Annotated in this window: 10 protein-coding genes and 1 riboswitch; of the genes, 6 read left to right on the forward strand and 4 right to left on the reverse strand. The window is 45.9% G+C overall.

Going from position 1 to position 12,930, the window contains the following annotated elements:
- Positions 1-29: 29 nt before the first annotated feature.
- The 4 genes from BMX69_RS24305 (at position 30) to BMX69_RS01480 (ending at position 2,819) form a co-directional block, all read left to right on the forward strand.
- Positions 30-206: a hypothetical protein gene (locus BMX69_RS24305; RefSeq protein ID WP_166433160.1), complete on the forward strand. Its 177-nt coding sequence runs from the start codon at positions 30-32 to the stop codon at positions 204-206.
- Positions 205-369, reverse strand: a riboswitch (M-box (ykoK) riboswitch). Its footprint overlaps the gene before it by 2 nt.
- A 257-nt stretch (positions 370-626) precedes the next feature.
- On the forward strand, positions 627-1,223 hold the full coding sequence (locus BMX69_RS01470; RefSeq protein ID WP_147297045.1) for a hypothetical protein: 597 nt from the start codon (positions 627-629) through the stop codon (positions 1,221-1,223).
- Positions 1,224-1,389: 166 nt separating this feature from the next.
- Positions 1,390-2,259, forward strand: coding sequence for an NAD-dependent epimerase/dehydratase family protein (locus tag BMX69_RS01475; protein ID WP_054791447.1), 870 nt, complete (start codon positions 1,390-1,392; stop codon positions 2,257-2,259).
- An 8-nt stretch (positions 2,260-2,267) separates the two neighbouring features.
- On the forward strand, positions 2,268-2,819 hold the full coding sequence (locus BMX69_RS01480; protein ID WP_100041354.1) for a VanZ family protein: 552 nt from the start codon (positions 2,268-2,270) through the stop codon (positions 2,817-2,819).
- A gap of 153 nt (positions 2,820-2,972) precedes the next feature.
- Here BMX69_RS01480 and BMX69_RS01485 read toward each other — a convergent pair whose 3' ends face one another.
- From BMX69_RS01485 to BMX69_RS01495, 3 genes are all read right to left on the reverse strand, one after another.
- On the reverse strand, positions 2,973-3,824 hold the full coding sequence (locus BMX69_RS01485; RefSeq protein WP_100041355.1) for an NAD-dependent epimerase/dehydratase family protein: 852 nt from the start codon (positions 3,822-3,824) through the stop codon (positions 2,973-2,975).
- 70 nt (positions 3,825-3,894) lie between these two features.
- Entirely contained in the window at positions 3,895-4,863 is a 969-nt protein-coding gene (locus tag BMX69_RS01490; protein ID WP_100041356.1) for an aldo/keto reductase, read from the reverse strand.
- A 1,041-nt stretch (positions 4,864-5,904) separates the two neighbouring features.
- Positions 5,905-9,285, reverse strand: a complete 3,381-nt coding sequence (locus BMX69_RS01495; protein ID WP_100041357.1) for a collagen-like domain-containing protein — start codon at positions 9,283-9,285, stop codon at positions 5,905-5,907.
- 481 nt (positions 9,286-9,766) lie between these two features.
- On the opposite strand from BMX69_RS01495, the gene BMX69_RS01500 reads away from it, so the two are divergent.
- Both BMX69_RS01500 and BMX69_RS01505 read left to right on the forward strand, forming a co-directional pair.
- A complete protein-coding gene (locus BMX69_RS01500; RefSeq protein WP_054791955.1) occupies positions 9,767-10,024 on the forward strand; it encodes an amidohydrolase family protein in 258 nt (85 codons plus the stop codon).
- Positions 10,025-10,168: 144 nt separating this feature from the next.
- Positions 10,169-11,185: an aminoglycoside phosphotransferase family protein gene (locus BMX69_RS01505; RefSeq protein WP_157724379.1), complete on the forward strand. Its 1,017-nt coding sequence runs from the start codon at positions 10,169-10,171 to the stop codon at positions 11,183-11,185.
- A gap of 113 nt (positions 11,186-11,298) precedes the next feature.
- Here the strand turns inward: BMX69_RS01505 and BMX69_RS01510 are convergent, their stop codons facing one another.
- Entirely contained in the window at positions 11,299-12,777 is a 1,479-nt protein-coding gene (locus BMX69_RS01510; RefSeq protein WP_054791957.1) for a DUF1846 domain-containing protein, read from the reverse strand.
- Positions 12,778-12,930: the final 153 nt, after the last annotated feature.

Below are 12,930 nucleotides of genomic sequence, written 5' to 3' on the forward strand. Positions count from 1 at the left end.
AGCCTTTGCCTAAAGCACTGGTTTTGGGCATGAGCACACAAAAAAAGCGCACTTATGTCACAAGCGGTATCATCCTGTCCATCGTTTATACGCTTACTACTTCCGTCGTCCATGTCCTCACCTCCAAATATAAAAATCCCCTGCCGTCATATAAAACGACGACAGGGGATAACATCCCTATAAAAACGCCTGACTGTATTATGTAAAGCGTTTCCCGCCATCGTTCAAGCTTTAGCTTCGCAGGGCAATGTAATTGCATTATTCCATGCCTTGTTTTTCGACATGGACTGTTCACCTTCTCATAGTGTTTCCACTATTTTGCGGCAGCAACCCGTATCCCTGCGGTAGCCTCACCTACCGAAACGGTCAAATTATTCATTAACCTGTTCTAGTATATGTCCCCGGTATCAATTTGTCAACCATTTCTTTACAATCCATATAAATTCAAATTGAGTACAAGAAAAATTAGTTTGAGAACAATATAATTCCGGAAAAATATAATATTTAATATTCTTATCTGGAAAAGTTTATAATTAGGAAATTCAGCTTTGGAGGAAATCCTGATCCGACAGATGAATAAGCAGATGAAAAGGACTCAATCCAGAAAAGAGGGAGGAAAAATATCAATGAGAAAAATTGATACGGGATACTTTATAAAAATTTTGGGGCTCAGGCTGGTACTTTTGGCAGCTGTACTCATAGCAACGGTCTATATGTTGTTATGGGAGCTGCCGCAGAAGCAATCTCTGATATGGACTTTTTTAACATTTGAATTTCTTTATTTTTTCTTTTGGCTTCCCAATAAAATCCTGGATTCTAACCTGGCGAAACATTCGAATCTCCATGAGCAGGTCCTGAAGGAGCAGGGGATTGTCATTGATTATTGTTTCAGTGCAAACGATGGAGTTTTTTTTCTGGATGTTGATAACGGCAAATTCGCTGTGGTTTTTAAATACAACCCCAAGGAACTGCAATACATTGACGGAGCTACCTTAGACAACATCTGTACGAATGACGGAGAGCAGTTCAATAACGGGACCAGACTGGTCAGCTGCCGGTTCTCAATCAACGGCCATAAACACAAAATAGTTACCCTTCGCGTTGCCGGAGGTCGTCAAATACATATGAAAGATCTCACGGTCTTGGAGGCTATTTCAAAAGCGGATATGCTGTGCGACCGGTTAACTGCAATAAAAAGCAAAGCCACATTGCCGAAAGGATAGACCAGGCGTGGACAAGGTCAGTTTACAAGGTTGGTTTACAAGAGTGACAATGAATAAATGCTCATAAATATTCGCCGCTATATTTCCATACCGATGTATGGTATACTTTATTAAATCGAAATTTGAAGTACAGACCATTTAAAAATATGGCGGATCGGAGAGCAGAATGGAAATTTTAGTTTTGGGCGGGACAAAATACTTTGGCATACATATGGTTGAAAAACTCATCAAAAAAGGGCATAATGTTACGATTGCAACAAGGGGAGTGACAAAAGATACTTACGGGAACAGCGTACGCAGATTAGTTGTTGAACGCAGCTCTGCCAAAAACATGGAGGAAGTATTTAGCAACAAGACGTTTGATGTGGTATGCGACAATATTGCCTATTGTTCCAATGACGTAAAATATGCGCTGGACTCTATAAAATGCAAACGCTATGTAATGACCTCCTCCATGTCTGTATATGATGATCTCCATATCAACACAATGGAAAGCGACTTCAATCCTCATGAAAAGCCGTTAAAATGGTGCAATAGAGCGGATTATCCATATGGTGAGGTGAAAAGGCTCGCAGAGTGCGCTTTATTTCAAGCTTATCCATCACAAAACGGCGCAGCCGTCAGATTCCCTTTTGTCATTGGTACCGATGACTATACAAAACGATTGTATTTCTATATCGAACATGTTGTTAAGGGGATTCCCATGTTTATTGACAATATTGACGCACAGATGGAATTTGTCAGTTCAAATGAAGCGGGCCGGTTTCTGGCTTTCCTGGCGGAGCAAGAATGTACAGGCCCAGTCAACGGCAGCAGTTCGGGAACAATATCTCTCCGAGAGATAATTGCATATGTTGAAGGAAAGACCGGAAGTAGAGCTATTTTGTCGAAAGCGGGAGATAACGGTCCTTACAACGGTGCGCCGGATTACAGCTTAAATACCAGACTCGCATCAGAATGGGAATTCGATTTTTCTCCGTTAAAATCGTGGATTTATGATTTGATTGACAAATATATTCAGGATGCAATGGCATAGGAGGTCTTATGAATAAACGAGAGCGAATTGAAACAGTCTTTTTATATGGTGTTTTCATTTGTTATATACTTTTGTTATTTAAAATACTGTTCCTATCAAGAGTTTCGCTTTTGGAGTTATTTCATAGACAAAGGACTATAGGCAGGTCAATTAACCTCATTCCTTTTCATAGTATAATGGAATATATATCTGGTGGTTCTGAGAATCTAAAAAGATTTGCTTTTGGTAATGTGATTGGCAATGTAGCTATTTTTGTTCCCTTTGGTATATATTTCCCATTATTTAAAAATGATAAAAGAGTTATGACCAATTTGCTGTTTATTTTTTCAGTGAGTTTATTGGTTGAGATCATTCAGGGGCTTTTGGGCATCGGAGCATCAGACATTGACGATGTAATTCTAAATTGTCTGGGCGGCTGGATAGGTATTTTAGGCTATAAGTTTTCAATACTTCTATTACGAGATGAGAAAAAAGTACGTACTACAATTACAATACTATCTACGATTATAGGATTACCTGTTATATTATTTTTTTTATTTGTAATTAAAATGAGATTCTAAATAAAGCATAATACGATAAATTCCTAATTTCATAACAGCTTGGAATGATGGGTTATAAGTCTGAAAGCTTGCAAATACTAAAAAGATTAGCATTTGCAAGCTTTACTTATTATATATATAGTACGATGAAATTTTTTGGCCATCGCTTACGTATTATTCCTGAGGTACATTTTCTCTCCAGAAATGAACAGGCTTCCAACCCAGGATCTTTTTTGCCTTTTCATTGGAATATAAGGTCTGATATTCATCAATTGGGGTACGAATGTCAGTCACGTTTGGATATTCAGCTTTCATCAGATCACAGCTTTTGATGTCCATACAGTTATCATCAGCGGCAAGATTCATTACGATAGAACCGAGTCCATCTTTTTCGATAGCAAGGCGGCATGCCACAGCGATGTCACGAGCGTCAATATAATTCCACATAAGTTGTTTGCGTTTCTCAGAATTATGTATAAAACCGGGGAAGTTCAAATATTTCTCCTTGTTTATAATATTGCCGATTCGAAACGAGACGATCTGCATTCCGCAGCGGCGGTTAATCGCGTCAGCAATTGTTTCTCCAACTATTTTTCCAAGGCCATAGCTGTCTTCAGGAAGTGCCGGGTGTTCTTCATCTACGGGAACATAAACAGGTGCCAAACCCTGGCGGGAGTTGCAGATTCCATAGGTACATTCGCTGGAGGCAATAACAGCTTTTGTAATTCCTAATCCTGCCGCCGCTTCGAGAATATTATAAGTGGCCATTACATTATTTCGAAATGTAACCTCATTGGGGAAAATGTATGCTGTAGGGATTGCAGCAAGGTGGATCACAGCATTTGCGCCTTCTAAGATTCCGTAACATTCGCCAAGGTTGGTTAAGTCAGCTGTCATATGACGTGTCAAAGGCTCGGCCGGCTTTCCTTTGTCTACACTCAGAACCTCATATCCCTGCTCTAAAAAATGCTTAACTACGTAGGGGCCAAGAAGACCCGCTGTTCCGGTTATCACTATTTTTTTCATATATAAATCCTCTTTCTATAAGTGATTAAAATATGTTACTAAGCTTATTACTTTTCCGTTTTTAATATTGTCATCGATTGTATCCAAAGCGTGTACCCGCCAGGGAATGCCATACAGCATCGCAAGCCTGCAGCATGTCATCATGAAGTGCGGCTCCCTCCAGTGAAGATATATTCTGTTCTAACTGTGAGAGCTTGCTGACACCGCTGATCACGCTGGTGACTTTGGCGCGGTTTGCACACCATTTCATGGAAAGTTCTAGAATACTAATACCATTCTCTGAAGCGATTTCTGTCAGCTTTTCAACAGCTGCAAAATTCTCATCTGACCAGTAGCGTTTATAATAGGCTTCACTGTTTGCGAAACGGGTATTCTCTGCCGGGGCGCCTGGCTTATGTTTTCCGGCCAGAAGTCCGCCTGCGATAGGGTTGTATACTGCCATTCCAAGTTCATGCGCCTGCAAAAATGGAATGAGCTCCGTCTCTACGCCGCGCGTAATGAGGTTGTATACGTTCTGCGTGATGACCGGTGCGATGTATCCCCGCTTATCGCAGATAGCCAGCATATCGGCAATCTGCCAGGCGGCAAAATTACTGGCACCGATATAGCGGACCTTTCCAGACTTAACAAGGCCAGTCATTGTCTCCAGAGTTTCCTCAATCTTTGTTTCGTAATCTGGGGCGTGCATATAATAGAGGTCAATATAATCCGTATTCAGGCGCTTTAAGCTGGCATCCACAGCGGAGACAATATTCCGGCGCGAAAGGCCCCTGTCATTGGGATTTACGCCCATCTGGCCGTTAACTTTCGTAGCGAGAATGATTTTATCGCGCCGTCCTCTTAAGGCCTTGCCGACGATTCGTTCGCTTTCGCCCTGATTGTACACATTGGCAGTGTCCCAAAAGTTTACACCTTGACCGCAGGCATAATCCATGATGGCGAGACTGTCAGCTTCACTGGTCTGAGCGCCGAACATCATCGTGCCAAGGCTTAGTAATGAAACTTTAATACTTGTTCCGGGCAAATTGTTATATTGCATATAGATTCCTCCTTTCGGAATGAGGAGCCGCTATCATAAAGCAACTCCAAAATCTGGCTACTCTGCTGAATTTAAGCTGTACACTACACCGCCTTAAGCAAACAGCATAGGCAGTAGACAGGCTGCCATAGTCATCATGTTTCCCGTTTCCCCTAAAGTATTTTGATATGCTCATTGGTAATGCTTGTGATAATTATAAACCTTAATGTTAACTTTAAGTCAATCGTTGTTTGTTTAGAAAACCGTAAAATGAGAAGATTATGAGAAGGCTATGAAAAGAATGAAAGGACTAAAAAGTAAATTGACCCTAATAGCTTGTCCACATTGTGCAGATAGCCTTTGTGACACATTGGAATGCCAGTAGATCATGCCTATGCCTATCCAGCCAGTCAAGAGTCGAGTAGTATTTTGCTGTCGCAAAATCTTTACTCTTAACCCCTTGACTGGCTGGATTTGCTATGTCATTGCGCTGTCGATAACAGGGAACAGGATTAAGCTCTGTCCCCGCCGTCGTTCTGTCGCTTCAAATACCCTTGTCTGTTTTTGAAACTTATCATTCAATCAAAGGGAATGGCTGGTCGTTAAGGCGCCGCCATAAGCAGTTTGACACTAAGCGATGCGTTTGCAGCGGCTGCCAGTAATAAGTCCCTGGGAATTTAAAAAGGAGAAGATAATTTTAATAAGTTATTTAAATTAAGTATCATGATAAGAAATTTCAAGGGTCAAAACAATGCTTTCGGAAGCTTCAGCGAGTCAAAAGCATACTGGTTTGAACAAAGTGAAGGCCAGCATCTAAAAATGCTGGCCTGACTATAAAGGTTTATTACCATCGTCTTACCAACCGTTTACGGGTGATTGAGACTTTCACTATTAATAAATAAGGGTATATTTCTTCCATTTGACTTTTTTACTGAATAAACAGGCCTCCTGAATAGAAGAAAGGAAAGCTTTACGCCTGAGTGCCACCGATGGTTATAAATCCCAGACTGTACTGCTGGGGTAATGGAACCATTAAAAATTAAGCATACCTAATAATCATTATCAAAGGCTTACATTCGTGAAGATTTGGTATATCCAAATGGTGACTCTAGCGCTGCCATTGGAAGCGAAAAGGTCTATTTCGTGCAAGGACCATAAGCCGGTAACTGGATTCTGCTGCCGTAGCCAGGTTCTATGCATTTCCCTGGACGAATTGAACACGATGGTGTCAATATCTAAGCTAGCTGAAAGCGTAAAGTTATCTCTGGTAAACGCATCAACTCCGGTTGTGTCAAATTGGCTGGAACGTTTCAAATCTATTAGTACAGGTACAGTGGCTGGTATTAAAAATAACGTCAACTGAGTGGCAGTGCTAAATTGTAAATGATAAATGACATTCCCCACCGGCACATCAATAAAGCTGCCGGAAGCGGAGAGATCGGCATTAAAAAACGCGGTTGGAATGGCACCGCTGGCTCCTGTTGGCCCAGTAGGTCCAGTAGGTCCAGTCGGTCCAACAGGTCCCTCAATTCCTTGTGGTCCCTGAGGTCCTTCTGATCCCTGAGGCCCAGTAGGTCCAATAACTCCTTGAGCGCCTGTAGAGCCAGTAGGCCCAGTAGGTCCAGTAGATCCAGTCGGCCCAGTAGGTCCAGTGGGTCCAACAGATCCTTCAATTCCTTGTGGACCCTGAGGTCCTTGAGGTCCAGTCGGTCCAATCGGTCCCTGGGCACCAGTAGTACCGGTAGAGCCAGTCGGTCCGGTAGGTCCAGTAGGTCCTTGGGCACCAGTCGGTCCGGTAGGTCCAACAGGTCCTTCGATACCTTGTGGTCCCAGAGGTCCCTGAGGTCCAGTTGGTCCGGTAGGTCCCTGGGCACCAGTAGCGCCGGTAGAGCCAGTAGGCCCGGTAGGTCCTTGGGCCCCTGTAGCACCAGTGGGTCCGGTAGGTCCAACAGGTCCTTCAATACCTTGTGGTCCCTGAGGTCCTTGTGGTCCAGTAGGGCCAGTCGGTCCCTGGGCACCAGTAGCGCCGGTAGAGCCAGTAGGCCCGGTAGGTCCTTGGGCCCCTGTAGCACCAGTAGGCCCGGTAGGTCCTTGAGCCCCTGTAGCACCAGTGGGTCCGGTAGGTCCCTGGGCACCAGTAGCGCCGGTAGAGCCAGTAGGTCCAGTAGGCCCGGTAGATCCTTGGGCCCCTGTAGCACCAGTAGGTCCGGTAGGTCCAACAGGTCCTTCAATACCTTGTGGTCCCTGAGGTCCCTGTGGTCCAGTAGGTCCAGTCGGTCCCTGGGCACCAGTAGCGCCGGTAGAGCCAGTAGGCCCGGTAGGTCCTTGGGCACCGGTAACGCCAGTAGGTCCAGTAGGCCCGGTAGGTCCTTGGGCCCCTGTAGAACCAGTGGGTCCGGTAGGTCCAACAGGTCCTTCAATACCTTGTGGTCCCTGAGGTCCCTGTGGTCCAGTAGGTCCAGTCGGTCCCTGGGCACCAGTAGCGCCGGTAGAGCCAGTAGAGCCAGTAGGCCCAGTAGGCCCGGTAGGTCCGGTAGATCCAGTAGGTCCAGTAGGTCCAACAGATCCTTCAATACCCTGTGGTCCCTGAGGCCCCTGAGGTCCAGTCGGTCCAATAGGTCCTTGGACACCAGTCGGTCCAGTCGGTCCAGTCGGCCCCTGAGCGCCGGTAGCCCCGGTCGGTCCAGTCGGCCCCTGAGATCCAGTAGCTCCGGTCGGTCCAGTCGGCCCCTGAGCGCCAGTAGCCCCGGTCGGTCCAGTCGGCCCCTGAGGTCCAGTCGCGCCAGTCGGCCCCTGGGCGCCGGTAGCCCCGGTCGGTCCAGTAGGTCCCTGGGCGCCGGTAGAGCCAGTCGGTCCAGTAGGTCCCTGGGCGCCGGTAGAGCCAGTAGGTCCAGTAGGTCCAGTCGTGCCAGTCGGTCCAGTCGGCCCCTGAGGTCCAGTAGGTCCCTGGGCGCCGGTAGCCCCGGTCGGTCCAGTAGGTCCCTGGGCGCCGGTAGAGCCAGTAGGTCCAGTCGGTCCCTGAGCGCCGGTAGCGCCAGTAGGTCCAGTAGGTCCCTGGGCACCGGTAGCGCCAGTAGGTCCAGTAGGTCCCTGAGGTCCAGTCGCGCCAGTAGGTCCAGTCGGCCCCTGAGGTCCAGTAGGTCCCTGGGCGCCGGTAGCCCCGGTCGGTCCAGTAGGTCCCTGGGCGCCGGTAGAGCCAGTAGGTCCAGTAGGTCCAGTAGGTCCAGTCGGCCCCTGAGCGCCGGTAGCCCCGGTCGGTCCAGTCGGCCCCTGAGGTCCAGTCGGTCCAGTAGGTCCCTGGGCGCCGGTAGCCCCGGTCGGTCCAGTAGGTCCCTGGGCGCCGGTAGCGCCAGTAGGTCCAGTAGGTCCCTGGGCACCGGTAGCGCCAGTCGGTCCAGTAGGTCCCTGAGGTCCAGTCGCGCCAGTAGGTCCAGTCGATCCCTGGGCGCCAGTAGCGCCGGTCGGTCCAGTGGGTCCCTGAGCGCCGGTCGGTCCAGTCGGTCCAGTAGGTCCCTGAGGTCCAGTCACGCCAGTCGGCCCAGTAGGTCCCTGGGCGCCAGTAGCGCCGGTCGGTCCAGTGGGTCCCTGAGCGCCGGTCGGTCCAGTCGGTCCAGTAGGTCCCTGAGGTCCAGTCACGCCAGTCGGCCCAGTAGGTCCCTGGGCGCCGGTAGCGCCAGTCGGTCCAGTAGGTCCCTGAGGTCCAGTCGCACCAGTCGGTCCAGTGGGTCCCTGAGCGCCGGTAGCGCCAGTCGGTCCAGTGGGTCCCTGAGGCCCAGTCGGTCCAGTAGGTCCCTGGGCGCCGGTAGCGCCAGTCGGTCCAGTCGGTCCCTGAGCGCCGGTAGCGCCGGTCGGTCCAGTCGGTCCCTGAGGTCCAGTAGCGCCAGTAGGTCCCTGGGCGCCAGTAGCGCCGGTCGGTCCAGTCGGTCCCTGAGCGCCGGTAGCGCCAGTCGGTCCAGTCGGTCCCTGGGCGCCAGTAGCGCCGGTCGGTCCAGTCGGTCCCTGAGCGCCGGTAGCGCCAGTCGGTCCAGTCGGTCCCTGGGCGCCAGTAGCGCCGGTCGGTCCAGTCGGTCCCTGAGCGCCGGTAGCGCCGGTCGGTCCAGTCGGTCCCTGAGCGCCGGTAGCCCCGGTCGGTCCAGTCGGCCCAGTAGGTCCAGTTGATCCGGTAGGCCCAGTGGGTCCAGTTAGTCCCTGTAAACCTCTAGGTCCAGTCGGTCCGGTAGGCCCAGTCGGTCCAGTCGGTCCAGTAGGCCCCTGTAAACCTCTAGGTCCAGTAGGTCCAGTAGGTCCAGTGGGTCCGGTGGGACCCTGCGGTCCTCTAGGTCCAGTCGGTCCGGTAGGCCCAGTTGGTCCAGTAGGCCCTGTCGGTCCCTGGGGGCATTTAGGTCTGCAACAACAGCATCTATCAAAACAACAAAAATCGTCGTTATTTCTACAGTTATTCATTATATCTCCCTTCTGTTAAGGTGTGATTTGCGAGTTCTAACTTAAAACCTTCTTTAACAAGGTTAAAATCATAATATAAAGGGTTTTTCACCGCTTTATAATGTATCATATGTGTTGAAAGACAAGTTTGTCAGACTAAAGACCTTTCATCATAAACTCAGGAGTAATTCAGCTAACGGACAAAGGTTTATGTCTTCTGTTAATTAAGTAAACCCAAATTGGTTAAGTCGGGAATATATGAAGAATACATTTCTATCATCGTTTTTTTGTTAAATGTTTGATATCTTAGTGAACTAATTGGAATCTATTTTTTCTGTGAAATGTGGACAGAAGTGTCTTCCCGAGATTTGATATGACTGATCAGGAGTCTTGCAGATAAGAGCCATTCTACAGTGGCAAATAGTAAAGGGCGCATTTTAACCTCCCATACCCATGTGACAGATGGGACGATTCGCCGCGGAATCACCTTCATCGAGCACACATGATGATGGATGTTGAATGCATTGAAATGATTGTGAAGCATGGAGTTTATTTGGTACCCACGATTATTGCAGCAACCAAAATCATCGAGATGGGATCAGCTGTCGGACTTACTAAGGAGACTGTGGAAAAAGCAATGATGTGCGTAGAGCACCATGGAGAGGATAAAAAGTGCCGGAAGGCAGGTGTGAAGATTGTTGTTGGCACGGATGCAGTTGCTGCAGAAGTAAGCCCATGGTATGATATTACAAGCATATAGAAGATTTGTTATGAAAGAGGGAAATGTATATAAATATGAGCCGTAAGAGCAGATTCAATAATGGTTTCATTTGCCGGTTATCTGACTTCATGCACGGTGACCCTATCAACTGCAAGGGATAATCTTTATAAGAGGAATATTCGCATGAATTTAAAAGAATTCTTTGAAACGATTTTAATGAGTTTTAACATGGGTAAAATGGTTTCGGAACCTGAAAAGGTTACAGGTGGTCTTACACATAAGATGTACAAAATTAGCACTGATAAGGGAAACTATATCATCAAATTATTAAATCCTAACATTATGAGCAGAGCTACCGCTATGAATAACTATAATCAAGCGGATATTATTGAAGAAAAATTAAAACAAAATAATGTTCCGGCAATATACTCTTTGATTTATAACAAAAAGAAAATGCAGGAATTAAACGGACAATATTTTTATGTATATAATTGGTATGATGGAAAATCATTAAAAAATAATGAGATAAAAGAAGTTAATTGTAATAAAATAGGAGAAGCTTTAGCCAAAATCCACAATATCGATTTAAAGAATAATGAATTCATAAGGAATGAAATCCATGTGGATTTTAATAAATATATTGAGTTAGCAAAGAAAGCAAATTCACCAATCTATGATTTGCTGCAAGATAAAGTTGAAATTTTAAATGCAAGTATGAATTGTGGTAATAAGGCAATAAAAAGTATGCCTAAGGTATTGAGTATCTGTCACAATGATATGGATAGTAAAAATGTATTATGGATAAAAGACGATTATAAAATAATTGATTTAGAGTGCCTGGGATATTCTAATCCATATTTAGAATTGTTTGAGCTTGCATTATGCTGGTCTGGTTATGAAAAATGTAATATCTATTACGATTTGTTTAATTCCTTTTTCAATTCTTATTTTAGGAATACAACACTAGATACCAATATTGATTGGGAAACTGTTTATTATTGTAATTTTGGAAGACTTGAATGGTTAGAATTTAATATAAAAAGGGCATTAATGATTGAATGCGACACAAAAGAAGAACAGGACTTAGGAATAAACGAAGTAAAAGAGACTATAGAACATGTTGTTTATTATGCAAAGGCAAGAGCTGAAATTCTAAACAATATTAACCAGTATAAAAGTAAAAACATAAAAAGCAGATAGGCTTACATCGAAAAAGCAAGGATATGGAATCCTTGCTTTTTCAATAGGAAGTTATTTTATTACATAAGTTAAATGGAGCAGCATGTCCTCGAGCACCAGCAGCATCTTCCTAATTAATGATAGATTTTCTTCTCTTCATAAATAGGTTCGCAGGTCAGATTTACACCCAATTTCTTAAACACCTTAACATCCACATCGGAAAGCAGTACCGAAGTATGGGCGTCACACCCCTTTAATTTCGGAAGCTGTTCCAGGGCAATCTGAGCATTGGGATCGGTTGCAGCACTGGCGGACAACGCAATTAGAACCTCATCCGTATGAAGTCTGGGATTTTTGCTGCCCAGATAGTTGATCTTTAATTTCTGAATCGGTTCAATGGCAGATGGAGAAATTAGATGGATGTCATGAGGAATATCTCCTAAAACCTTGACTGTATTTAACAGGAGAGCAGCAGATGCACCTAATAAGTTGGTCGTTTTTCCTGTGACAATGGTTCCGTCCTCTAATTCAAGGGCAGCAGCCGGAGAGCCTTTTACTTCGGCCAGCTTGTTGGCAGCATTCACAACCTTTCTCATGTCAGCAGTTATTTTTGCCTGCTTCATAAGAAGCTCGATTTTATAGACCTCATCTTTGGAACCCATATCCCTTGCTAGACGGGAAAGGGCCTGGTAATAACGCCTGATGATTTCCTGCATGGAAGCTTCCCTGCATACTTCATCATCCACCATGCAGAAGCCGACCATATTTACGCCCATGTCAGTGGGGGATTTATAAGGGCATTCTCCGTAGATTCCCTCAAAGATAGCACTTAGTACCGGAAAGATCTCTACATCACGGTTGTAATTAACGGTGGTCTTTCCATAGGCCTCCAGATGAAAAGGATCGATCATATTAACATCGTTTAAGTCTGCGGTAGCAGCCTCGTAGGCCAAGTTTACCGGATGCTTTAAGGAGATATTCCAGATGGGGAATGTCTCAAATTTCGCATATCCTGCCTTGATTCCCCGCTTGTTCTCGTGGTAAAGCTGGGATAAGCAGGTTGCCATCTTTCCGCTTCCAGGTCCTGGTGCAGTAATAATAACAAGGGGCTTTGTTGTTTCTATATAATCATTCCTGCCATATCCTTCGTCGCTGACAATAAGAGAAACATTGCTTGGATAACCGTCAATGATATAGTGGCGGTATACTTTAATTCCCATTTTCTCCAACTTACTTTTAAATAAGTCAGCAGCCTTCTGGCCGGAATACTGTGTGATAACAACGCTTCCCACATATAGCCCTTTATCCGTAAAGGACTGGATCAGTCGTAAGACATCCACATCATAAGTGATGCCCAGATCATGGCGGATTTTATTCTTCTCAATATCCGCAGCGTTGATAGCGATCACGATTTCTGCCTGGTCTGACAGCTGCATCAGCATGCGGAGCTTGCTGTCAGGTTCAAACCCTGGGAGCACCCTGGAAGCGTGATAATCATCAAACAGCTTGCCGCCGAATTCCAGATAAAGCTTGTCGCCAAACTGGCTGATCCGTTCCCTGATGTGTTCTGACTGCATGGTTAAATACTTATTGTTATCAAATCCGAATTTCATTTGTCCCTCCATGATGTGTGCTTACAGTTCAGTCATGCAGAAACAATTGTGTAATTATTTCCAGAGGGCAGACGCCCAACATGAATAATTTGGCGGCAAATACATATACCTTTCGGAAATATGTTTTATCCGCCAAATTAGAAATGGCATGGT

It is taken from the genome of Lacrimispora sphenoides JCM 1415, from assembly GCF_900105615.1.
Lineage (GTDB): Bacteria > Bacillota > Clostridia > Lachnospirales > Lachnospiraceae > Lacrimispora > Lacrimispora sphenoides.